This window comes from Ruegeria sp. ABF4_144 (genome assembly GCF_056160045.1).
This window is the reverse complement of the sequence record NZ_JBSWWK010000001.1, coordinates 34,250-56,518: the sequence shown is the minus strand read 5'-3', so window position 1 is coordinate 56,518 and position 22,269 is coordinate 34,250. Positions and strand designations below refer to the sequence as shown.

Genomic DNA, 22,269 nt, shown 5'->3' with positions numbered 1-22,269 from the left:
CACCGTTGCGGCTCAGCAAGCCGTTTCTTCAACCGAAATTGACTTGCCCAAATTCTCACGGACAAACAGGATCGCTTTCGCAATTCCAATGCCCGGCAAGTAACGTCAACGGTGGCAACCGAGCCTTTCTAGTCGTTGGCTATTCAGTTTAGGGTCGCACAACAACTTCTCCAAACTGATCCCATGGGTGCTTCGTTGTCAAAGCACTCCTTTGGCTCGACCACTATCATTCGCTTCGGAACTTGGTCGGTGTCATTCCGGTCTGACCTCGAAAAAAGCGAGTGAAATGGGACTTGTCTGAATAGCCGAGCATCAGACCAATCTCCGCAATTGTCATCTTGTTTTCTTTGAGGTGTTCTTTGGCGACATCGACGCGCAGCCGTTTGATTTCACGGGGTAGCGTTGTGCCTTGTTGCTGAAGCGCCTTCAGAAACCGGTCCGGTTGTATTCCCAGCAATCCAGCCACCACCTCTGGCCCCAGATCGGTTTCATCCAATTTGTCGCGCAAGACAGATCGCAAAGCAGCCACCACTGTGACTTCTTCATCTTGTCGAGGCGAAGCCGTGGGTTTGGCAGAACCCTTAGAGACATGGCGCAAAAACAACCATTCCACAGGAAAACTAATTTGCATTCCGGGATCAGTCCCAAGGCCAACCTCGATCCCTTTGTAGTCGACGGGCAGACCATTGATGTATCTGCTTTCCCATCGCACACGCGAAGAGTCCCAGGAATCCCCGACGACGGTCTGCAACAGGCGTACATAGATTGCGGCACCAAAACCGGTCACCTGAATGGGTGGGACAGTTGGTTCCTGTTGCCTCTCGATACGGTAAGTCGCTTTATCCGCTTCAATGACAAGGCAGTGCCGTACAGAATTGGACTCTTGCGGTACAAGCCCGACAAATCGGGTAAAAAACTCGAACAGCGTTTTTGTAGATTGCAAGGCCTGAGCGAACGGCGGCCACCCGTGCAGGTCAAACGTCTCGCCTACATTCAGTCCAAGGTATCGATCCCCCGACAAGTCTGAGAAAGCATTCAACAGGCCGTAGACCAGCTCTGAATGGACGTAGACAGATGGGTCAGACAATAGTTCAACTTTTAAACCAACCTGATCCAATGCTGGTTGCGGATTGATCTTTCGCTCGGTGAGATATTGTAGAAACGGAGCAGCTAAGGAGAGGCGAACAAAGCCCTCGCTGTGCTCTCGAGAGGTGGAGTTGAACGGCAATCTCGTCACCTTTTTAGGATCAAACGCTGTCGTCAGTGGCCATTTTAACAACCACATTCGAACATCCTAATTCAAAAGTGGCAACCAGGGCAAAGTTTTCCAGACTACAGTTGTCAAAACTTGAATATGAAGGGAGCGCTTATGTCCGGTCTACGAATGTCTCTTTGCTCGACGGCAATTGTCACTGCAGGTCTTTGTTTTTCAGCGTCCGCGCAGGCTCAGGATCAAGACGAGCCCCAAACGCTGTTTACCAACGTGCATGTATTCGATGGCGTTAATGAGCAACGTATCGAGAATGCCAGCGTATTGGTAGAAGGCAACCTGATTAAGGCCGTATCAACCGATGCGATTGATGCCCCCAATGCGATAGTCATTGACGGAGAGGGACGGACACTGACCCCCGGGTTTATTGAACTGCACGCGCACCTCATGCTGATGGGGCCGACCTTGCCCGCGATGGAGGCCAATACAACTTGGGAGGATTTTGCCATACACGGTGCGCGGATGGCCGAGATGTATCTGATGCAAGGCTTCACCACAGTCAGGGATGCGGGTGGGGCCAATGGCGGGTTGCGTCGGGCAATTGACTCAGGCCAAATTGAAGGCCCGCGCTACTTTCCATCTGGTGCATTTATCGGAACGCGAGGTGGTCACGCTGATTTCGCGAATTTCACTGCTCCGCCGGGCTCAGAGACCAACATGAGCCGGCTGAACATGGCGCAGGAAGTCAGTGGTGTGGACGACGTTTACAGGTTTGCACGCAACAATTTTCGCATGGGCGCGACACAGTTGAAATTCATGCAATCCGGGGGTGTGGTGTCGGCCTTTGACCCATGGCAATTGCTGGCTGGATCGCCCGAGGAAATCAGGGCAGCGGTGCAAGTGGCTAATGAATATGGCAGCTATGTCATGGCGCATTCCTATCGCAAGGAAGCCATCCTGAGTGCTCTCGACGCAGGTGTGATGTCGATCGAACATGGCTTTTCGTTTGACTGTGAGATTGCTCAGGTCATGAACGAAAAAGGGGCATACATTACCACGAACTTGACGGCCTTCGATCCCGGATTGCTCGATATTCCGGCAGTGGCGAACGTCCCATCGAGTCTTGCTAAAGCAAAGTCCGCCTCGGCCACATTTGCAGGCTACATCGACAATATGAAAGAATGCCCGGTGAAGCGAGGGTTCCAGACCGACTGCGTTGGTTCGGTCGAGGCTTGCAATATCCAGATTGCCTACGAGAAACACCTGAATAATGAATTTTTCGGACCCTATACGTCGATGGTCACCCTGACATCGACGGGTGGCGAAGTCGTCGCTTTGTCAGGTGATTTTATGAACCCGTACACCGCCGGAAAACTAGGCGTTATCGAGGAAGGGGCCTATGCGGATATCCTACTAATCGACGGTAACCCACTTGAAGACTTCTCGGTTGTCGGCACAGGTGATCAGTGGTTCGGTGCCGACCCGAGGCCCGAGAGCCCAGATACGATCCGCCTAATCATGAAGGACGGCGTCATCTACAAAAACACGCTGGATTGACCCATTAAAATAGCCGGAGAGCATTTATGCACTATTTGTTTCGCTCCGTAGTCTTTGCAGGGTTGGTTTGGTGTGGACATCCTGCGCTAGCGACGCCTGAAACCGCGTTGGACTGGACAGACCTTCCAGACCCATCCGCGCAAGTCTTCGAAGACCCCTACCGTGATCTCAGCCCCGAACAATTCGACGATATCCTGTACGTCGTACGACTACGCAGCAGGCTGCGGCAGGACAGTGGCAGCGAAGAAGAGAGACAAAAATGGCAAGCGCTTTTGATCGAAACTGAGGATGCGTTGGCGGCTGATGGAATTGATGTCGACTGGCTACTCGATCAGCGAGAGGTCGTAACGGAACGTCGAAGAAAGGCTGGAACGAACGGAAACCCGCAATTCGACGGTCAAACAATCACACTCGCGGGCTTTGCCATTCCTGCTCCGAGTGATCCGGACGGTCGACCTGTGGCTTACTTGGTGCCAGAACGAGGGATGTGCAGTCACATGCCTCCACCTCCGCCCAACCAAATGATCCGTGTGCGGTTGAATGGGGACTGGACGCCCAGCTATTTCCACGAACCCGTTCGGCTGACCGGTATGCTGACTATCGATACTTCTGTTCAGAATATGATGGTTGTGGATGGCCTCATGCCCATGAATGCGACATTCCAGTTAGAGACGGAACGTGTAGAAACTCTGGAAACTGAAGCAGACAGGCTGGAATGGAAGCAGCGTGCCGTTGATCGTATCCGAGCGGCGGGCAATCGCAAGACCGGCGGGGTAAAGGCGTCTGAATGATAAGACTTCTCGTTGTCGCACTGAGTATTGCATCCGCTTGCGCTGCCTCGGCGCAAGGGCTGTCCGGGCCTTCCTCGGTCGAAGCTGATCTGGAGCCCGGAGATGGACTCACTGATCCGCAATATCGTTCCGATTTTCCGCGCAATATCGCACCGGGCTGGTTTCAGTGGAAAGACCGGCTGGCCGAAGGCGGGTTTCGATTTAACGTGGACTACCTAGCGTTGGGCCAATCCACGAATGCTGATGTGGGAACTGGTGAAGCCGCAAGTGGAATCGCGCGCTTCTACGGCAGTTGGCAGGCAACTGAACGAGGGTCTCTGACATTCAAGATCGAGGATCGGCACAGTTACACCGATGTTGCTCCGCAATTCCTCGGGCTGGATGGTGGTGCCCTTTCAATTACAGGGACAGCCTTCAACGATAACGGGTTTCTATTAACTAACCTGTTCTGGACCCAAAGGGCAGAGAACGGCTCGTGGACGCTACAAATCGGCCAGATTGATGTAACGGACTTTGTGGATATCTACGGGTTGGTAAGTCCCTACAGTGGTTTCCAAAACCTGTCTTTCAATACCAACCCGACAATTAACACGCCCAACCAAGGTCTTGGCATTGCCGGTGGTATAAAGCTGAGCGAAAACTTCTACGCTGTTGCGAGCGTCTCAGACGCAAACGCCGACCCGTCTGATCCAAATTTTGATGTGTTTAGCGATGGCAATCTCTTTAAATCGCTCGAACTTGGTTACACTTCCGGCTTTGATCGCATCTATTTCGACAATATCCATTTAACCCTCTGGCATGCGGATGCGGCTGATGATGGCAGCCGTCCAGAAGACTATGGCGCAGCGTTTTCAGCCGCATGGTTTGTTAACAATAAATGGATGCCATTCTTTCGGGCTGGGGCTTCTAAAGGAACAGCAGCACTCTATGATCGGTCCGTTTCTGCCGGTCTTGGCTACTACGGTCGCAATACCGATCTAGCCGGGCTGGGCCTGAACTGGGCCGAGGCAAGAGGCATAGACGGTGACCAGTTCACGCTCGAAGCATTCTACCGTTTTTCAATCTCACCCGGATTGCAGATCACACCATCGGTACAGTTCATTTCCGACCCTCTTTTGAACCCCAATCAGGACCAGATTACTCTGTTCGGTCTTAGAACCCGGATCGTTTTCTAATGCGGGGTGAACGCTGTCAGTATGTGGTTGCATCAAAGGGCGATTGACGGAGATCAACAGGACTTTGCAAAGCCCGCTTTCTGCGCATCGCAGACCTTCGCGAGATTTTCAACAAAGTGACCACTTAGAACTCAAGGTTCCTTAAGGTAACCCATTGCAGATTTGGCGCTGCAAGAGTCCATAACCGCGACGACTACGCCAAAAACTGATTGACCCCATCGGTACCAGCGATTGGCTGTAGCTTGATGACGCTGCGGTCGAGAGCTGCCCGGGAAGATGATGTCACGCTCACGGAAGGCACCCTGTCGCCGCCCTAAGGTTCACAGAAGGCCCGCAACAATGTAGATTTCTTGTGAAGACGTAGCGGCAATAGGCGTGGATCAGAATGGCGCGAAAGCTCCCACTCGAAAGTGGCAAGACGTTTTTGGTCTATGCCGGTACTGGCACTGACCTGATATTCAATCATGGAGTTGAATTACCCGGTTTCGCATCGTTTCCGCTGCTGGAAGAACCTGGCACCAGGGTAATACTGGCCGGTCAAATGCAGGCACTTGTCGATCTCGCCCATGAAATGAGTGTCGGATGCATCCTTGATGCCCCCACATGGATGGCTAACGCCGACCGGGCAGCACCCTTGGGGTACGATGCAGAACGGCTTGTTGAAGTGAACAAAGATGCGGTCAGTCTAATGGAGGAAGTGCGCCAAGCTTCCGCTCGCAATGATGTACTGGTCTCGGCCTGCATCGGCCCGCGCTATGATCCTTACGCCGATATCCCGGCAGTACCCGTCGAAGATGCACGTCAATACCACGCCGCTCAAATGCAAAGCCTGAAAGATACAAGCGTAGATTTGGTCACCGCTTATACATTCAACCGTCCAAGCGAGGCAGCGGGATGCATCCTCGCCGCCCGAGACGCTGATCTGCCGATCATCATGTCTCTGGTTGTCGAGACAGAAGGTTGCCTGGCAGACGGGACCAAACTAGCGGACGGAATAGACCAAATCGACGCGGCCACGGACTCGGCGGCGCTGTTTTTTATGGTCAACTGCGCCCATCCATCCCATTTCGCCGGAGCGATTGGCAATCACCCCCGACTTAAAGGCATGGTAGCGAACGCTTCGAGTTGCTCACATACGGAACTTGACGAAGCCGATGAACTGGACGAAGGCGATCCAATTGAACTCGGAAAGCAGATCGCCGCGATTGCGCGGCAGAATCCGTCGATTCAAGTGTTTGGAGGGTGCTGCGGTACCGACATGCGCCACCTGAAATCGATAATCGGCGAATTGTCGTAGCCAACTTAGTTCAATCTGACCGTTAGCGCGGAGATCTAAGGTAATACACTGATTTCTTTCCACAACTTGTTCTCAGCGACCCTTTGCAGGTATTCGCCGCAATGAGCGCCGTCGCATTGCAGCGTCTTCTAAGCAGACATTAATTCTGTTGCACGTCATCAGCCGTGCTCAGAAAACCGATCACATGTGAAGCGCAAAACTCACCTCAACCCGAAGGTCGAAGACTGCAAGGCGCGCAAAGGGTTTTTTTACGAGCAACATTACCGCAAAATATCGGTAGGGAAGTTTTGAGGTTCAGCTCCCGCCTGTTCCTTTGGACAGCTCAACACTGCGACTATGAGCAGCCTTCGCAGTCCTGTGGAGGAGCGGAAACACCCCTTTCTCACGGGACATCAACTCCTGCAGCCCGGCTTCCGTAGTCCCATATGGGGACGTAACCTCCTTTCGAAGGTCGGCGGGAGAAAGGACGCTGGATCGCAGAAGATCGCCACTCCCCGAGATCATTGCACTTGCCAGTTTTGCTGCAACTTCTGGGGCCAAACCCAACTCTCTTCCCGCTTCTGTCAACGCCTCCGTCATCGCGAACACATAGGCCGGACCGCTACCGGAAATCGCGGTTACTGCATGAAGCATGTCCTCATCATCGAGGACCACGGTCTCTCCAACTGCCTGCATCAGTTGAATTGCAAGATCCAAATGCCTGCCGGTGGTACGTGCGTTACCGACAAGTGCAGTAATGCCGGAACCAACCGATGCTGGTGTATTTGGCATTGTGCGCACAATTGGTGCCTGCGAGCCCAACAATTCCTCATATGTCGAAATCAAGGTGCCTGCGGCAACCGTTACGAATAGAGTGCGCCCGCCTCCAAGGGAATTCAGGTCCGACAAGGCTGAGGTCATGACCTGAGGCTTCGTTGCAATCACCGCGACACTAGGCGGCTCTTCTGGCTGTTGGTTCAGGCGAAGGCCGCGTAGTGGAAGGCGCTGCAGCCAGTCAGATGGGCGCGGATCCAGGACGATGATCTGTTCGGGGTCCAGCCCTGCATTGAGCCAGCCGTTCAACAATGCGGAACCCATCTTGCCGCACCCCAATAGCAACAAGCCACGATCACCGACCTCTAATCGGCTCTGACCTTCTGGGCCCTCGACCTGTTCCATACAATCAGCTCGCAACCTTTAGGGTGCTTCGTTGCACAAGTTCTTTGTAGAGCTCGCGCAATCGGCGGGTCATCGGACCAGCACCTTCATGCTCTCCGATTTGTTTTCCATCTATGGACGCAACGGGGGTTTGCGCTCCGAAAGTGCCGGTCAGAAAGGCCTCGTCAGCTCCGTAGGCTTCATAGAGCGAATAGTTCTTCTCGAATACCGGGATGTCGTTTGCCCGGCAAAGGTCTATGACCTTCTGACGGGTCACCCCGTTCATGCAGTAGTCACCAGTAGAGGTCCAAACTTCACCACGGCGAACGATGAAGAAATTGCACGCATTCGTCGTGTTCACAAATCCATGTGGGTCCAGCATCAGGGCTTCGTCAGCGCCAGCCTGTTCCGCCTGCAAACATGCGATGACGCAGTTCAGCTTCGAGTGACTGTTGTACTTGGCGTCCTGACTCATCGGCAGACCGCGCACCTGAGGCACTGTGGCAAGGCGAATACCTTGGCTCATCAGGCTGTCCACTGGCTTCGAGTGTTCCACAATCGCAACCACCGTGGGTCCGGATCGAGACAATCCCGGGTGCTGAAACGGCTTATCCTTTGGTCCGCGAGTCACCATGAATCGGCAATGCGCGTCTGTCGTCATACCATTGGCTTTGGCCGTGTCATTCAGTGCTTGCAGGACTTCTTCCTTCGTCATGCCGACGTCAATGGAGACGGCTTTGCAGCTGTTGAAGAACCGCTCCATGTGTTCGTCAAAAAACGCCCAAGTACCGTTGTAGAGGCGCAGCCCCTCCCACATTCCATCGCCCAGCATGAAACCGGAATCGTAGACAGACACCATCGCTTCGCTGCGCGGGACGATCTTGCCATTAAGAAAGATCTTGATGTCTCGATTGCGCGCGTCTTCCTGCGCGTCATGTGTGGAATGGCTTAGAGTTTGCTCGCTCATGTCATGACTCTTGCGTGGGCGTTGCGTTGAAGAGGCGCAGAGGCGGCGACCACCGCCTCTGCTGTGCATTTAATTGATCAATCCGGCTTCGCGGAAATAACGCTCGGCGCCCGGATGCATTGGTGCGGACAATCCGTTAACCACCATTTCCTCTTTCTTGAGGTTGGCAAAGGCCGGGTGGAACGATTTGAAGGCATCAAAGTTGTCAAAGACTGCCTTCACCATCACATAGACGGTTTCTTCCGGTACGTTCGAGGATGTCACGAATGTGGACGGAAGGCCAAAGGATGGAACGTCACCATCCACACCGCGATACAGACCGCCCGGGATGGTCACATTGCCGTAGTAGGGCTTGCTTTCGACCAACGCCTGAACTGCATCACCTTCGACAGGAATGATGTTGATGTCGCACGTTGTGGCAGCTTCCAGCACGTTGGCAACTGGATTGCCAGCAACCATCAGAAAGGCCTCGATGGTGTTGTCGCATAGCGCTGCTGATTGTTCGGCCGACTTAAGCTCGGTCACCAAACCAAAGTGATCCATGTCCCAGCCCATCGCGTCTACGAGGACTTCAGCTGTGCCACGCGTTCCGGAACCAGGATTACCCAAATTGATGGTCCGACCACCCAGGTCGTCCAGAGACTCAATGCCGGTGTCTTTGCGTGCGGCGATGATGACCGTATCGGGGTGGAGCGAGAAAAGACTGCGGAGTTCACCATCCGGGCCATCCTCTTCAAACAGGCTTGTCCCGTTCAGAGCGTGGAACTGCCAGTCGGACTGAACAATTCCCATTTCCAGCTCGCCCTCTCGCATGGTGCGTAGGTTGTAAACTGAACCGCCCGTACTTTCGACCGAACATCGAATGCCATGTTCCTTGCGTTTCTGGTTGACCAGCCGACAGATGCCACCGCCGACGGCGTAGTAGATACCGGTTACACCGCCAGTGCCGATAGTCAGAAACTCTTCCGCTTTCGCCGGTGCACCAGCCAACAGCGCGGCTGCACTGAATGCTGCGAACCCGGTTTGGATTCTCTTTTTCAGGATGTCGTTCGACAACATGAATAACTCCCTTTTCACCTGTTGCGTCACCGCGGTTGCAAACCGGGTGATCATCTTTTGCCGATGGAGTGGGCAATCGCTGCCAAGGTTCGGAGCTTTTCGAATCCCCACTTGCCACAACGGTACAGCATGATTTCAAAATTGTCGACAATTTATAATATTGTCGACAATAACGATGTAACCGACTACCTTGAGACTGGTCTGCAGCAATCAATCACTGAACCGAAATTGGAAGTTTAGCTGCAATCATTTTTCTGGCTATCTTGGCCTAACGACGTAATCTCGCCTTCCATCAATTGGGAGTCCCATCAACAGGATCGAAATGACACAGCAAGCATCCTCATCAGAGAAATCCGGCGACACATTGAAAGACAGAACGCTGGAGCGACTCCAGAAGCTTATCTTGACCGGAGATCTGGAGCCTGGGGCAAAACTGCTTGAAACTCAGGTTGCTGCTCAGCTGGATGTCAGCCGCGCCACATTGCGCGAAGCGATGGTTCAATTGAGCGAGATCGGCCTTCTTGTTTACATCCCGTTCCGCGGAACCTTCCTTCGCACACTGGATCCAATTGATCTGGATGAAATCTATTCGTTCCGAACGGGGCTCGAAAAAATGGCGTTTCAGTTCTGCTGGGACAAACGCGACCTGATTAGCCTCGCCGACCTGCAAATGCGAAACAACAGGTTATGCGATTGCATCTCGGATAATGATCCCTACGGCGCGATCATGGCAGAAATGCACCTCCACTCATGGTGCTATGAACTTTCGGGACACACACTTCTGCTGCAAAGCTGGGAGCGCCTGAAACCCAACCTCCAGTTTTACTTTGCGATGCATCAGAAGGCGCATGGGCGGGGCGGGCCACTTCGGGAATCCCATGACAAATACATTGAGCTCGCCAACGGTGAGAGTTTGGATGACATGCTGGCTCACCTTGAAGATCACATGCGGCAAGGGTTGAAAAACACAATGAAGTTTCTGAATGAGCGAAATGCTGGATAGGTCGCATCTTTCACTCGCGGATAGAGAATGAAAAATCCTCACTCTTCGCATCTGCGCTTGCGCTTCTCAAATTGGTTCCAGTCGCGAACAGGTTAGGCAAATAGGAACGCTTGGATCGAGTCCTTTTCACTTGATGGGCAACATGTTGCAGTTGAACCGCTTGAAAGAAAGCACAGTGATGACCTCACCCGGGCCGCCGCCGATGGGGATCTGCATCGTCTCTGGTATACAATGGTCCCAACACCAGAGGGTGTACCGGAAGAGATCGAGCGCCGACTGACCTTGCGCGAAGCGGGTACAATGTTCCCATTCGCGGTCATCCAGAAATCGACGGGTCATGCTGTTGGCATGACCACCTATATGAACATCAGCGCACCAAATCGCCGCCTTGAAATCGGATCGACTTGGTATCGACAATCGGTTCAAAGGACGCCATTGAACACAGAGTGCAAGCTGTTGCTTCTACAGCACGCTATTGAAGAGCTCGAAAGCATCTGCGTCGAGTTCAGAACCCATTTCATAAACACACAAAGTCGCCGCGCGATTGAACGTCTAGGGGCGAAACTCGATGGTGTATTGAGGTCCAATATGATCATGGCAAACGGAACCGTTCGAGATACGGCGGTTTATTCGATCATCCAATCGGAGTGGCCAACCGTCAAAGCGAACCTAACCTGGCGACTGGAACAGCCAGCCTCCTGAAAACCGTAGAGCGTCAACGCGGAAGCGGAGCTCCTTTATGGATTTTTGATCGCTGCTCAGTGCTCCACGGAGAGAAGGCAGTTTGTTTTTAGAACAGCTATGAGGTTTTCAAGGTCCGACCTGTCCCGGGCGCCATGTTTAAGCCCCATCACCACCGTGACAAAGAAATGTGCTTGCTCAGGGACGGATAGTCCATGCTGTTCCATTGCGTCAGCATAGGGCTCCAGGATTTCTGCGATCAGCGCTTCGTGACGGTCATGTGACCGAGCGATTTCGTCTTTGCCGGCTGCGTTATGACCAGTGATCAGGTCTTCTGCATCGCCTGCGTTCTGCAGCATCTCAAAACTCTTGATCACCGTCTCTTCGAAGTAGGCGTCGAGCTTTTCCGACAAAGTGGCACATTCCGCCAACCGCTGCCTGACAAGCGCCAGGTTTTGATCGGTGATGCTTCGGATCGACGCCCGGATCACCTCATCCTTTCCACCAAAGAGATCATACAGCGTTTGGCGCGACACTCCGGCTTCGGCCGCAATGTCATTCATGGACGCCTTACGTGCACCGAAGCGGACAAAGCAGCGGATCGCCGCTGCGATCGTTTTTTCTTCGGTATCTGACAACGGTTTGGTCGTGATCTCGTTCATGTGGATCAAATAAATCCAACCTTACCACTTGACAAGAGGTGTCGTGATGTAAAATACAACTCGACAAGAACGATACACTTGTAAAGCAAGGTTTGCCAATGAACCAGACGAGAAGGCAATTCCTGACAACCAGCGCGACGGCCGTGGTCGCAAGCATTCTGCCTTGGACGACCTCGGCGGCGACATTGAAAGGGAAAACTATGGACAAGGCTCAAGAAGACACGCTGATCGACCAGATCGCGAAAGGGGTCAGCTATTCGTTCCGCACGCCAATTTTGAAGCGGCCTTCGGACCACGGTATGGCCTACGAAGATGTTTTCTTCCCAGCAATGGACGGTGTCATGCTGGACGGGTGGTTTATTCCATCCGAGGGCAGCAACAAACTGGTGATCGTGAACCACTTCATCGGGGCCAACCGATATGGATACCCCGGTCATCTGGAGCCGTGGACCTCGCAGGGCGGTTTCGAAGTGAACTTCCTTGACGCCTACAAGGCGCTGCACGATGCCGGCTACAACGTCCTGGCTTATGACCTGCGCGGGCACGGGCATTCGGCCGACGGAGCCGGTAATATCACCGGCGTCGGAGCGATCGAGTGGCGCGATGTAATCGGATCCGTCCGCTTCGCTCGGGAGAAGGTACCTGGCGCAAAGATTGCTCTGCATAGCCAGTGCATGGGCTGCAATTCCACCTTCCTGGCGATGGAAAAACACCCGGAAGAATTTGAAGACATCGTTTGCATGATCGCATTACAGCCGCTGTCTGCCGCACCGTTCATCGAACGAGCACTGATCGACAATGGGGTTGAAAACGCAGTCGAGCGGTTCAACGAGCGCTACAGCTTTTACTCAAGCTTCCGCCACACAGATTCCAATGCCATTGCCCGCGCCGACAAAGTGAAATGTCCGACGATGCTGGTGCAGGTGAAAGACGACGCGACAACCAAGCCGTCAGACGCCGAGGTCATTCATGCCAAGTTACCGAACCGCGACAAGAAGCTGTTTTGGATCGAAGGCACGCCGGTTCGCTACGAGGGCTATCGCTACTTCAGCCAAAACCCGGCGGAAATGATCGCCTGGTACGACGCACACATGTAAAGGGTGAATAAGTCATGAAACAGGTTGTTTTTGGCCTCGCCGCGCTGGCACTGACAAGCGCATCCGGTGCTGCATCTCAGGCGGACATGGTCGCTGCATGCACGCAGACTGCTCATGATTATGCGTGGTATCTCGACCATCCGGATCAGGATCTGAACGTTACCGCCGCTAAGTTCGCGGAATTGTTCACCGAGGACGCCACTCTGAAGCTGGCCAACATGCAAATGCAGCTAGTCGAACACAAGGGTCATGAAGAAATCGCGGCCCGTTACAAGCAAGGACGCGACACGTTCCGGTTTTTGCACATGCTGTCCAATCAAAGGATCATCCCAACTTCGGACACAACTGCAAAGGGTACCAGCTATGTGCAGTTCATCATCCATCCGATCAGCAAAGATATAACCCACGAGTTTGGCGTCAGAGGCGTTGCTGAGTACCGCTCCACCTTCGAGTTCACCGATGGAACATGCCGGTTTTCCCACCGTGAGGGGCTGGCACGCTTCATCAGCTTGAACCCCAAAATAGTCGACCCAATTCCAGAATAAGGACCGAAAAAATGTTTGGAACCATGATCTCTAACATGATGGTCAAGCCAGGCCAGTCACCTTTGTTCGATAGCCCTGAGGCACACGGGTTGGACTATGAAAACGTCGAGTTCAAAGCCGAGGATAGCGTCATTCTGCGCGGTTGGTTGATCAAGGGCGGCAGCGACAAAGTCATTGTGCAAACCCATTTCGGGGTGCAGTGCAACCGAGGTGGCTGGACGCCCAAAGGGCACGGTCCAATCACGCCCTGGAAGCAAGACATTCAATTCCTACGGCAAGCCAAGTACCTGGCGGATAAGGGGTACTCCGTGCTGATGTATGATATGCGGGGGCATGGCGAAAGCGATCTTGGATCCGTCCCCTGGGTAAGTTGGGGACCCGAGGAAGCGAAGGATGTGATCGCCGCAGTGGACTTTGCAACTGAGCATTTCCCGGATGCTTCCATCGGACTTTTGAGTATCTGCATGGGCGCCGCTTCAACCACCTATGCCTACGGTCGCGACAACGGGTTAAGCAAACGGGCAAACATCAAGGCAATCGTTGCCGTTCAACCCCTGCTTTACGCTTGCTTTGTTGAGGCGCTTGGGATGCCCGGCTTCATGACGCGAGCGGGCGAAAAAGTCAGCGAACAGCGCTTGGGGTTCGACATGAGCGCCCCCAACTTTGTCAATGAGGCTTACAGGATTAACGTACCGACGCTGGTGGTACAGAACAGCAACGACCCTTGGACGAAGATGGGGATGGTCGAAGACTATTGCGACGCCCTCACTGTCGAGAAAGAGCTGAAACTGCTTGATCTCGAGAAAAGCCGGTTTGCGGCCTACGACTATGTCGGCACCCATCCCGAAGACCTGATGGGATGGTTTGATCGGTTTATGTGATGCTGTGGGCCATCCTGAAATGGGGATTGCCTGTGCTTGCTATTGTGGCGATCGCAGGCGTCCTGACACGCAAGACTTTCCATGTTGAAACGTTCATCGCGGCCTCGCCGGAACAGGTCTGGAACGTGTTGATGGCGACGGAAGAGTATCCGGACTGGAACCCGGTGTTCGTCGAAGTCGACGGTGCCTATGTCGAAGGCGCAAAACTATCGAACAACGTGTTGGATCCTTCTGGCAAAACACTTGAGATGACCTCTACGGTCGTCGCGATGACACCTGAAAGAGAGCTCCGACAGAAGGGCGGTTTTCCAGGCATCCTAACCTTTGACCACAGCTGGTTCTTGGAGCCAGTGCCTGACGGCACCAAGGTCACTCAGTATGAAATCGACCGCGGGATTGGGCTTTGGTTCTGGAACTCTGATTGGATTGAGCCCGCATACGCGACCGTTGGTGAGGCACTGAAGGCGCGCGTCAAAGCACTTGATGGAGCGAACTGAAGCCACAGGCGATACGCGAACGGTAAATGGTCAGGTATCTCTGGTTCACACCGGAGCCTCATCGACCGTGTTTTTCTTTGCCTCGACAATTGTTTCTACAGACTGCGGACCCATAATGATCTAAGCAAACGGTTTTCGTCGAGGCGTGCTTTTCGATATCGCCCATGCGACGGCCCATTCCCATTGAGACGACGTTCACCAAACCGGACATTTGTTTGATCTGCCAAATCAAGCAGCGGGCTCATGCGTGCAAGAGAGCGTTTGAGTTGTTTCCCAGCGGCACTTTCGGAAGTCCAGGCAGCCATAAACGGCTACGCCAAACAAAACACGTCAACTATTCAGCGCTGTACCAAATCGGTGACGTGTAAGCACGGTCTTGGATTTCTGCTGGGACAGCCTCAGGCAACGGGATGTCATAGAAAGCTGCATCGATAGTCGTCCAACGTGGCTTGGGAATTTCGATCACTCTCACGTAGTAAAATGCGTTGTTATCTGAATTGAAATCCGGGTCTTGCCAAAAGCCGGCGAGTTCCACGGAACCGATTGAGTTGCTGTATGTCGCATTCTCAATGTCTACCGTCGAGCCCACTGGTTCGCGGGCGCGACCATCCTCTCCAATTTCTCGTCCATCGGAGACGGCCACGTCAAAAATCCGCTCATGAGTTTCGCCACTCTCATCAATCCAGCCTTTGATGACTTGGACACGGTCGAGGTTCGCGCCATCCGGATCGCGCAGAGCACGGATCAAGAAGCTGGGGGACACGCCATCAGGCGCGTTCTTCAGGTCTCCGCCCATTGGCACGCCGTTTTGATACCCGTTAGAAACAAAATCCGAGGCGTAAAGATCATCAGCATCGAAATCCCAGCCGCCAAAGACGCGGACTCGCATTCTCGGCCCTGTCGTAGCGTAGGCTTCCTTGCGTTGGATAGCGCCGTGGACTTCTTCACGCGTGTTTTCGCGGGCCCATACAGCGGTGAGGCCCGCTGCAGACTCCTGAGCCGTAATGATGCGCAGTGCCGGGTCTTCGGCCGGTATAACATCAAAGTTGTGGCGGTTCTCCGAGGGCTCTGTGTGCTGGTACTTCCCGAAATAGTTGTCTTCCCGCGTGGTCGGGAGCGCGGTATGCGTGTCCGTTGTACCGTAGAAACCGAACTTGAACGGGTTAACGCCTGTCTCCCGCTGTACTTCAAGCCCGACCTTCAAAGCAGAGCGTCCATACTCGTAGCGCAGCATTTCAGGGGTCTTTGCAACGGTGCCCGAAATGTTTGCAACGTCCCAAGTTTCAAAATCTGCGAACTCATCATCAGGTGACAGGTAGGGATGCGTTTCCTCATCCCCCTTGATCTGGGTGACTTCATGCATCGGCTCCCAACGAATGCGTTTGGCAGCGTATTCCGCGTCCATAGGTGAACCATCAAACTTGGTGGGTGCGAACATTATTCCGTTGGATATATTTCCATTATGCGGAACGGAAACGGCGCTTCCGCCGGTTTCTTCTTCATAGGCGGCCAAATAATCCCACAATGGCTCGGGGTCTTCGCTTTCAAAGAAGGTAAATGGGCGTGTGCGACTGGTCTTATCGGCGCCATCCCCAAAGATCACGACTCGGTGGAGGTTGTCGCCTCGCGGTGTCGACGTCCATTCGTACCCTGCCAGAGAGGTGAAAACACCGGGTTCGTAGTAATCGTCTACGGTTTCTACGATCTGTTGCCAGAGGTCGCCGCCTAAACCCAAGCCAGCCGTGGGGTCCCTACCCTCGATTGATGCGATTTCGATAATATCGGCAAACGCCTCCATCCGACCTTCCTGCCCGGAATTGAACCTTTCATGGGTCAAGCGGCCCCAGTCGTCGGCCAAAAGCCTAGGGTCTGATGCACGAATGGCGGTGGCAAGCCCCAACATTTCTGCGTGTTCGGTGATGGCTAGGAAATCGAGGGGCCTAATGAGCTGAACAGGCTGCCCGGTGTTTGAGGTTACTCTCTCCCCTCGCGCCACGCGGAAGGCGTCATGGATGTTCAAAGAGGTCCCAACAAGCCCGGCGTCGAACGAGATTTCCGTGTGGAAATGAAGATCACCGAAGAGAACCTGATCGGGATAAGATCGGTCAACAAACGGAGAATAGGTTTGCGGCGGCACCACAGTATCCGGAGGTACTTCTCCTTCGAAGCCAACTGCTTGCGTTCCCAATGAAAGCGCGAAGGCGGTTGTAGCATGCAACAAAATCGTGGGTTCAAAATGAGTTCTCATAACTGCTCCCCCAAACAGTAAAACCAAGGACGCAGTGTATGAAAAAATATGCAAAAAATCAAATATACAGGTAGGTAAGACGAGCGATCCGGGATCCGAACTTGACGGTTGGAGTGGTGAACTTGCGCAGCAGTTGGCACGTCTGCGCGAGGCCAGAACTGGGGATCAGTGACCGTCCCTATATTCACAAATATCAATTCAAAGCCGTTGATTTTTCGTGAATTTACGAGCTCAAAACTCATTACAACTGCTCGCCGGAAACGCATCTTTTTATGCGAATGGAATTGAGTGTTACAGTGCGTTCATAACACCTGCATCGTTCAGCAAAGGTGCCGCAAGAAAGTTGGGGGAACGTGAAGTGATTGAATTTTATAGATCAATTTGGAGAACAACGGGACAGCGACAGATGGTTAACATCTTGCTGTCGCTGGCCATTGCCGCCCTGGCGGCGTTTCCTCTGAATTACCAAAAGGAAATCGTGAACGGGCTGACCGAAAAGAACATAAGCCCCGCAGGATTGCTGTGGCTCGGCGTTGCAATGGGTGGAGTGATCATCCTGAGCCTCGCGCTGAAATGGGTGCTGGGTTACCTATCGAGCGTTCTGGGCGAAGACATGATCCGAAAACTGCGCAAGCGCATTTGCAATCTGTCGCGCGAAACCCCCGCAGGGGCCGAGAAAGTTGCCTATGGTGCCAAGGCCACCATGGTGTCGGCCGAAGCCGAACAAGTGGGAAAGTTCTCGGGAAGCGCTTTGTCTGAACCCATCGTACAGGCCGGAACCCTTGTTGTGATCGTCGGGTACATTGCAGCCAATCAACCCTCTCTGGGACTGATTGCAATCGGTATGATTATCCCTCAGGTTTTTATTGTTCTTCTCGTCCAGACGCGCGTGAACTCCCTTGTGTCAGACAGGGTTCACACATTGCGCAAAGCCACCAACTGGCTTGTTGATCCTGATCGCTCGGCCGCGGAGATCACACCTAAATTTGACGAGATCTACGATACCCGTTCTCGGATATTCGTCTGGAAGCTGTCTTCGAAATTTGTACTCAGCGCCATAAACGGCGCCGGGACGGTGGGGGTTCTTGTTGTGGGTGGTTGGCAGGTCTTGGAAGGTAACACGGATGTTGGCACAGTCGTCGCCGCCACCGTAGGTTTGACACGTCTCCAGGGCCCGACGCGGCAGCTGATTGCCTTTTATCGACAGGTCAGCGCAACAGCTGTGAAATTTGAACTGCTGCGAGAAGCGGGCGTAGATATGGCTGACGCAACCAACTGAACCTTGCCCGGCTGAATAGCCAGCCTTTTGTTTCAAAGGGATAAAGCAATGACCAATGAGGCCGGTTTTGTCTTTGTATTGATCGCCGTCGCTGGCGCACTGATGGCAAGCAATCGGGTTCGCTACGATTTTGTCGCCTTGATAGTGGTCATTGCGCTTGCCCTGAGCGGCACGCTGACGATTGGGGAAAGCCTATCGGGCTTTGGGAACAGCGTAGTGATCCTCGTGGCTTGCCTTCTGGTGCTGGGGGAAATGCTGGACAGAACCGGAGTGGCGCGCGCAGTTGGTGACGCAATCATGCGCTACGGTGGCAGCCGGGAGACCAATCTTCTGATCCTGATAATGATCAGCACCGCCCTTTTGGGAAGCGTCATGAGTTCGACGGCGGTTGTCGCAATATTCATTCCGATCATTTTGCGTATCTCCCAGCAAACCGGCAACGACAAGGCGCGGCTTCTGATGCCGATGTCCTATGCCGCGTTGATCAGCGGCATGCTGACCCTTATCGCCACACCTCCAAATCTGGTTGTAAGCGATGAGCTGGTTGCTCAGGGCTATCAGCCTTTGGGTCTGTTTTCCTTTTTCCTCATCGGTGCGCTGGTTCTTTTGGTTGCGGTTGTTTTCATCTTGTTTTGGGGACGATATCGATTGCAGGCTGCCACGGATGCGCAAGAAGAGGATTTAGCGACAACTGGGACAACACTTGCAGGGATGTGGAGATCTTTTGATCTCCATGTTCAGTCTGAAATTCTCGTGGTCGCCAAGAAAGTTCCTGCGGAAGACGTCTCTGAGATGATCGGAGACGATGCCAATATTGTGATCCGACTAAGGTCAGGTGCAAAAGGCAAGCTCATACCGGCGATGTTCCGCACTGGGATGGAGTTGCTACGCGGAGATCGCATCTTGGTGCGCGGGCCGGAAGGGTCACTGAAAACGCTCGCGCAAAGACCTAATTTCTCTGAACGCATCGACCCAGAAAACATGATCGACGCATGGATTGATGAGATCGGGTTTTCCGATGTTTTAGTTCATCCAGAGTCCCCGCTGATTGGCAAACCATTGAGCAACGGGCTTGGCGCGGAAGCGAAAGACGTCGAGGTCGTCGCGTTAGTCAGAGACGGCGAACCCTTTGGGGATACAACAGCAGCAACGATGCAATCCGGGGACCGACTGTTAATCGCCGGGCGTTGGGACGCGTTAGATCGGGCCGTCAAACGGCACGACTCGCTCGTGCTGCTGTCCTTTCCTCAGGAACGGCAATCCATACCACCTGCTGCCTCGGGATTCTGGGCCGCAATAATAATTATGGCCGGAATGATAGCCGCGACGCTGCTTGAACTCGTTTCGATTTCGGCCGCGGTCCTGATAGCCGCAGTCGCCGCAGTTGTGTTTCGCACACTATCTGCCGAAGACGCCTATCGCGCCGTCAAGCTTCCAAGTCTTGTACTGATTGCGGGAATGCTGCCCTTGGCGGATGCTCTGCAAGTCACCGGAGGCTCCGATCTGATCGTCGAGAAATTGCTGTACCTTGTCGGAGATGCAAGCCCGCGAGCGGTAATGTCAGCCATCTTCGTTTTGACGGCTTTGTTAGGTTTGGTCCTTTCCAATACGGCCTCTGCTGTGCTCGTGGCACCCATTGCAATCTCTGCGGCTGAGGCGCTTGGAATTTCCCCCTACCCGGTGGCGCTTTGCGTTCTGATTGCAGCTTCGGCGTCCTTTTCCACACCCATTTCAACACCCGTGGTCACATTGGTTGTTGCGCCAGGAGGTTACAGTTTTTCTGATTTTCTAAAACTTGGTGTTCCGCTGACCATTCTGACCGGAATAGCAGCCGTGACTATCGCGCCGATCCTGTTCCCGTATTAAAAACGACAAAGCTATTTGTCGTCGTCTTCTTAGCGATTGTGGCCCGGAGCCCGCCACCACGACATGGCCCCCCAGACCACAAGGAAGACGGTAACTATGGCTCCAATTATAAATTCCATACCAAGAATGTAACGACACGAAAGCTGATAAACAATGCCATTTACGACGGATAAGCTGCCATACATCCCAAAGGTGAGTAGAGGGCTCATTTGACGGTCAATTTGTTTGAAACCACTTAAAATGGTAGTGTTGGGGATCATATTGGAGGTCAGAATTACAATGTCTGCCAATAACACTGATCCCGACAACAAAGGTTCGCGCCATCGTGCTCCTGTTTTAGGAATGTCTGGAGTGGTCGTTTTCGCTGCTTTGGTGTTCGTTGCGTTGTTGTTCTACTTGTTTACGCGCTCTGACGGACCCACGCGTGTCGCACCTGCGGCGCCCGAAACAACGCAGAGCGAATAAGATCGTAGTTCGGCGTTTCGCGAATTTCTGTTTGGTTGAACGTAGGTGTTCTTTTGAACCAAGCGCCACCAGAAATGTGTCTGGGGGCAAACCAAGTTGTGCCTGCTACAGGTAGGGAGAGAGCAACCGCGCCAGCCCGTTGCGCAGTTTGGCCCAAAGCGGGAGACTATTGATCTCTTCAAGGCTAATTTCCCGAGCGCCAAGTGCTTTTGAGTCCAGGATCGCATGGAGCTCTTCCGACAGCTCTCGGTGATAGCATTCAACATTGAACTCAAAATTCAATCGCAGACTTCTGGGATCCCAATTTGTGCTCCCAACAAGAGCCCAAACATCGTCCACGAGCATGAGTTTCGTGTGATCGAACGGTGGCTTGGTAAAGAAAAGACGGCAACCATGTTCCATAATTTGCCCGATCTGACCCATGGCCGCCCACTCGACAATCTTCACGTTGTTGTCGGAAGGGAGGTAGATTTCAACCTTGATGCCACGGAGGGCCGCCACTGAAAGGGCTTCTATAAGACGAGAATCCGGCAAGAAGTAAGGGCTAACAATGCGTACGCGTTCCCGCGCGGCCGACAGTGCCGCGAAAATGAGTTTACTGAGCGTCTCGAAATCCTCGTCTGGTCCGTGCGAAATCCCGCGTGACCAGACTGTGCCATGGCGGGTAAGCTCAGGAAACCATGCCGGGCCGCTCAACTGCTCACCGGTGGTAAAGGCCCAATCCGTAACGAATACTTGCTTAAAGTGGCTTACCACTGGCCCCTCAAACTTGAAGTGCAGGCATTGTGTTGGTCCCTCGGGATTGAGGTTCAGGCAATGAGCTTCGCGAATATTGGTTCCGCCTGTGAAGCCTATGCAGCCATCTACAACAAGGATTTTTCTGTGGTTTCTCAAGTTTGAGAAGCGGCGCGAGGAGAACCCGCTTGTGGGAAGGAAGCTCGCTGCCTCAATCCCCACATCTTTCAATCGAGTGACCATGTTCTCCTTGCTGTAGCGCGCGCCAACGCAGTCGATAAGAACACGCACCTCCACGCCGCGGACCTTGGCCCGAACAAGAGCATTCAAGAACTCTTCTCCCGCTCGGTCGCTATCAAAAATATAGCTCAGCAAGCCAACGGAAAACTTGGCGGCATCAATGGCCGCAATCATTTCAGGAAAGGCCTCATCACCGTCCCGCAGACAATGGACCGTGTTTCCTGGCAGGAGCGGCTTTGCGCTCAGAGCTTCCCCAGCGCGGGCCAATCCGGCAATGTGAGGAAGTTGGACATTAGCTTCCTCAAACAAAACACTCTCGCTTTCCGAGAGCGAGAAACTGGGAATTTGACGGATAGTATCTGATAGACCCATCCGCGTTCCGGCCCGGTTGATGCGATTAACACCCAGGACGATATAGGCCAACGAGCCCACTAACGGCGCAAGCCAAGCAAGCGCTGACCAGCCGATTGCGGCACGAGTATCTCGCTTTCTCAGAACGGCGTGCACCGTGACGCCGAGAGCCAATGAAATCTGAGCAAGTGTGGCGAGAAATGCCCATAGGTAGACGAGGCTCAAAACACGTTTCCCCAAATGCAACTAAACCGCTTGAAGCTTCACCTTATCTCTTTTGACTAACAAACGTGCAGAAAGATTGGGTTAGAAACGCATTGAGCAAGACCTTCTGTCAAAGGCATCGCGCTAGCGTACCCCTTACGCCCACTTCGAGCAAATTCAAACGTCTGCTTAACTCCATTTGCGGACCTCGAGCAACGGTGCAGCGAAGATCTGCTTCTGTACACATCGGACAAAACCGTCCGTCCCAACGACGAATTTTAAGGAAAAGCGGATACCGTTTCTCTTGCACGATTTGCCCAAA

The 22,269-nt window shown here is 53.4% G+C and carries 19 protein-coding genes; 12 read left to right on the top strand and 7 right to left on the bottom strand.

Annotated features, from left to right (window positions below; genetic code table 11):
* Positions 1–226: 226 nt before the first annotated feature.
* The gene (locus tag ACXAGD_RS00275; protein ID WP_475207823.1) at positions 227–1,285 is read right to left on the bottom strand and encodes an AraC family transcriptional regulator; all 1,059 of its coding nucleotides are present in this window, start codon (positions 1,283–1,285) and stop codon (positions 227–229) included.
* Between the two features lie 84 nt (positions 1,286–1,369).
* Here ACXAGD_RS00275 and ACXAGD_RS00270 point away from each other — a divergent pair, with 84 nt between their 5' ends.
* The 4 genes from ACXAGD_RS00270 (at position 1,370) to ACXAGD_RS00255 (ending at position 6,030) form a co-directional block, all read left to right on the top strand.
* On the top strand, positions 1,370–2,767 hold the full coding sequence (locus tag ACXAGD_RS00270; RefSeq protein WP_475207822.1) for an amidohydrolase family protein: 1,398 nt from the start codon (positions 1,370–1,372) through the stop codon (positions 2,765–2,767).
* 26 nt (positions 2,768–2,793) lie between these two features.
* Positions 2,794–3,558: a DUF3299 domain-containing protein gene (locus tag ACXAGD_RS00265; protein WP_475207821.1), complete on the top strand. Its 765-nt coding sequence runs from the start codon at positions 2,794–2,796 to the stop codon at positions 3,556–3,558.
* The gene (locus tag ACXAGD_RS00260) at positions 3,555–4,733 is read left to right on the top strand and encodes a carbohydrate porin (protein ID WP_475207820.1); all 1,179 of its coding nucleotides are present in this window, start codon (positions 3,555–3,557) and stop codon (positions 4,731–4,733) included. Before ACXAGD_RS00265 ends, ACXAGD_RS00260 begins: the two co-directional genes overlap by 4 nt.
* Positions 4,734–5,118: 385 nt before the next feature.
* Positions 5,119–6,030 carry a homocysteine S-methyltransferase family protein gene (locus tag ACXAGD_RS00255; protein ID WP_475207819.1) on the top strand — a complete coding sequence of 304 codons (912 nt, stop codon included), beginning with the start codon at positions 5,119–5,121 and terminating at the stop codon, positions 6,028–6,030.
* A 294-nt stretch (positions 6,031–6,324) separates the two neighbouring features.
* Here the strand turns inward: ACXAGD_RS00255 and proC are convergent, their stop codons facing one another.
* From proC to ACXAGD_RS00240, 3 genes are all read right to left on the bottom strand, one after another.
* Positions 6,325–7,188: a pyrroline-5-carboxylate reductase gene (proC, locus tag ACXAGD_RS00250; protein WP_475207818.1), complete on the bottom strand. Its 864-nt coding sequence runs from the start codon at positions 7,186–7,188 to the stop codon at positions 6,325–6,327.
* 4 nt (positions 7,189–7,192) lie between these two features.
* Positions 7,193–8,134, bottom strand: coding sequence for a D-amino acid aminotransferase (locus tag ACXAGD_RS00245; protein ID WP_475207817.1), 942 nt, complete (start codon positions 8,132–8,134; stop codon positions 7,193–7,195).
* Positions 8,135–8,203: 69 nt separating this feature from the next.
* Positions 8,204–9,193 (bottom strand): TAXI family TRAP transporter solute-binding subunit, encoded by a 990-nt coding sequence (locus ACXAGD_RS00240; protein ID WP_475207816.1) that lies wholly within the window; start codon positions 9,191–9,193, stop codon positions 8,204–8,206.
* 322 nt (positions 9,194–9,515) lie between these two features.
* Here ACXAGD_RS00240 and ACXAGD_RS00235 point away from each other — a divergent pair, with 322 nt between their 5' ends.
* Positions 9,516–10,196 (top strand): GntR family transcriptional regulator, encoded by a 681-nt coding sequence (locus tag ACXAGD_RS00235; protein WP_475207815.1) that lies wholly within the window; start codon positions 9,516–9,518, stop codon positions 10,194–10,196.
* A 114-nt stretch (positions 10,197–10,310) separates the two neighbouring features.
* Positions 10,311–10,898: a GNAT family N-acetyltransferase gene (locus tag ACXAGD_RS00230; protein WP_475212451.1), complete on the top strand. Its 588-nt coding sequence runs from the start codon at positions 10,311–10,313 to the stop codon at positions 10,896–10,898.
* A gap of 56 nt (positions 10,899–10,954) precedes the next feature.
* Here the strand turns inward: ACXAGD_RS00230 and ACXAGD_RS00225 are convergent, their stop codons facing one another.
* Positions 10,955–11,539: a TetR/AcrR family transcriptional regulator gene (locus ACXAGD_RS00225; RefSeq protein WP_475207814.1), complete on the bottom strand. Its 585-nt coding sequence runs from the start codon at positions 11,537–11,539 to the stop codon at positions 10,955–10,957.
* Positions 11,540–11,637: 98 nt separating this feature from the next.
* On the opposite strand from ACXAGD_RS00225, the gene ACXAGD_RS00220 reads away from it, so the two are divergent.
* Genes ACXAGD_RS00220 through ACXAGD_RS00205 form a run of 4 tightly spaced genes read left to right on the top strand, consistent with a single transcriptional unit; the run spans position 11,638 to position 14,559 of the window.
* Positions 11,638–12,636 (top strand): alpha/beta hydrolase family protein, encoded by a 999-nt coding sequence (locus ACXAGD_RS00220; RefSeq protein ID WP_475212449.1) that lies wholly within the window; start codon positions 11,638–11,640, stop codon positions 12,634–12,636.
* 14 nt (positions 12,637–12,650) lie between these two features.
* On the top strand, positions 12,651–13,181 hold the full coding sequence (locus ACXAGD_RS00215; RefSeq protein ID WP_475207813.1) for a nuclear transport factor 2 family protein: 531 nt from the start codon (positions 12,651–12,653) through the stop codon (positions 13,179–13,181).
* Between the two features lie 11 nt (positions 13,182–13,192).
* On the top strand, positions 13,193–14,062 hold the full coding sequence (locus ACXAGD_RS00210; RefSeq protein WP_475207812.1) for an alpha/beta hydrolase family protein: 870 nt from the start codon (positions 13,193–13,195) through the stop codon (positions 14,060–14,062).
* Positions 14,062–14,559: an SRPBCC family protein gene (locus tag ACXAGD_RS00205; RefSeq protein WP_475207811.1), complete on the top strand. Its 498-nt coding sequence runs from the start codon at positions 14,062–14,064 to the stop codon at positions 14,557–14,559. The genes ACXAGD_RS00210 and ACXAGD_RS00205 overlap by 1 nt, the downstream gene beginning before the upstream one ends.
* A 334-nt stretch (positions 14,560–14,893) precedes the next feature.
* Here the strand turns inward: ACXAGD_RS00205 and ACXAGD_RS00200 are convergent, their stop codons facing one another.
* The gene (locus tag ACXAGD_RS00200) at positions 14,894–16,807 is read right to left on the bottom strand and encodes a DUF3604 domain-containing protein (protein WP_475207809.1); all 1,914 of its coding nucleotides are present in this window, start codon (positions 16,805–16,807) and stop codon (positions 14,894–14,896) included.
* A gap of 217 nt (positions 16,808–17,024) precedes the next feature.
* Here ACXAGD_RS00200 and ACXAGD_RS00195 point away from each other — a divergent pair, with 217 nt between their 5' ends.
* Together ACXAGD_RS00195 and ACXAGD_RS00190 are read left to right on the top strand one after the other, a co-directional pair.
* The gene (locus tag ACXAGD_RS00195) at positions 17,025–18,086 is read left to right on the top strand and encodes an ABC transporter transmembrane domain-containing protein (protein ID WP_475207808.1); all 1,062 of its coding nucleotides are present in this window, start codon (positions 17,025–17,027) and stop codon (positions 18,084–18,086) included.
* Positions 18,087–18,134: 48 nt separating this feature from the next.
* Entirely contained in the window at positions 18,135–19,952 is a 1,818-nt protein-coding gene (locus tag ACXAGD_RS00190) for an SLC13 family permease (protein WP_475207807.1), read from the top strand.
* Between the two features lie 570 nt (positions 19,953–20,522).
* Here ACXAGD_RS00190 and ACXAGD_RS00185 read toward each other — a convergent pair.
* Positions 20,523–21,968 carry a phospholipase D-like domain-containing protein gene (locus ACXAGD_RS00185; RefSeq protein WP_475207806.1) on the bottom strand — a complete coding sequence of 482 codons (1,446 nt, stop codon included), beginning with the start codon at positions 21,966–21,968 and terminating at the stop codon, positions 20,523–20,525.
* Between the last annotated feature and the right edge of the window lie 301 nt (positions 21,969–22,269).

What these genes read in the sequence shown, in the direction of transcription:
- ACXAGD_RS00275 (WP_475207823.1), bottom strand. Translation starts at nt 1,285, where the DNA reads ATGTGGTTGTTAAAATGGCCACTGACGACAGCGTTTGATCCTAAAAAG.
- ACXAGD_RS00270 (WP_475207822.1), top strand. Translation starts at nt 1,370, where the DNA reads ATGTCCGGTCTACGAATGTCTCTTTGCTCGACGGCAATTGTCACTGCA.
- ACXAGD_RS00265 (WP_475207821.1), top strand. Translation starts at nt 2,794, where the DNA reads ATGCACTATTTGTTTCGCTCCGTAGTCTTTGCAGGGTTGGTTTGGTGT.
- ACXAGD_RS00260 (WP_475207820.1), top strand. Translation starts at nt 3,555, where the DNA reads ATGATAAGACTTCTCGTTGTCGCACTGAGTATTGCATCCGCTTGCGCT.
- ACXAGD_RS00255 (WP_475207819.1), top strand. Translation starts at nt 5,119, where the DNA reads ATGGCGCGAAAGCTCCCACTCGAAAGTGGCAAGACGTTTTTGGTCTAT.
- proC (WP_475207818.1), bottom strand. Translation starts at nt 7,188, where the DNA reads ATGGAACAGGTCGAGGGCCCAGAAGGTCAGAGCCGATTAGAGGTCGGT.
- ACXAGD_RS00245 (WP_475207817.1), bottom strand. Translation starts at nt 8,134, where the DNA reads ATGAGCGAGCAAACTCTAAGCCATTCCACACATGACGCGCAGGAAGAC.
- ACXAGD_RS00240 (WP_475207816.1), bottom strand. Translation starts at nt 9,193, where the DNA reads ATGTTGTCGAACGACATCCTGAAAAAGAGAATCCAAACCGGGTTCGCA.
- ACXAGD_RS00235 (WP_475207815.1), top strand. Translation starts at nt 9,516, where the DNA reads ATGACACAGCAAGCATCCTCATCAGAGAAATCCGGCGACACATTGAAA.
- ACXAGD_RS00225 (WP_475207814.1), bottom strand. Translation starts at nt 11,539, where the DNA reads ATGAACGAGATCACGACCAAACCGTTGTCAGATACCGAAGAAAAAACG.
- ACXAGD_RS00220 (WP_475212449.1), top strand. Translation starts at nt 11,638, where the DNA reads ATGAACCAGACGAGAAGGCAATTCCTGACAACCAGCGCGACGGCCGTG.
- ACXAGD_RS00215 (WP_475207813.1), top strand. Translation starts at nt 12,651, where the DNA reads ATGAAACAGGTTGTTTTTGGCCTCGCCGCGCTGGCACTGACAAGCGCA.
- ACXAGD_RS00210 (WP_475207812.1), top strand. Translation starts at nt 13,193, where the DNA reads ATGTTTGGAACCATGATCTCTAACATGATGGTCAAGCCAGGCCAGTCA.
- ACXAGD_RS00205 (WP_475207811.1), top strand. Translation starts at nt 14,062, where the DNA reads ATGCTGTGGGCCATCCTGAAATGGGGATTGCCTGTGCTTGCTATTGTG.
- ACXAGD_RS00200 (WP_475207809.1), bottom strand. Translation starts at nt 16,807, where the DNA reads ATGAGAACTCATTTTGAACCCACGATTTTGTTGCATGCTACAACCGCC.
- ACXAGD_RS00190 (WP_475207807.1), top strand. Translation starts at nt 18,135, where the DNA reads ATGACCAATGAGGCCGGTTTTGTCTTTGTATTGATCGCCGTCGCTGGC.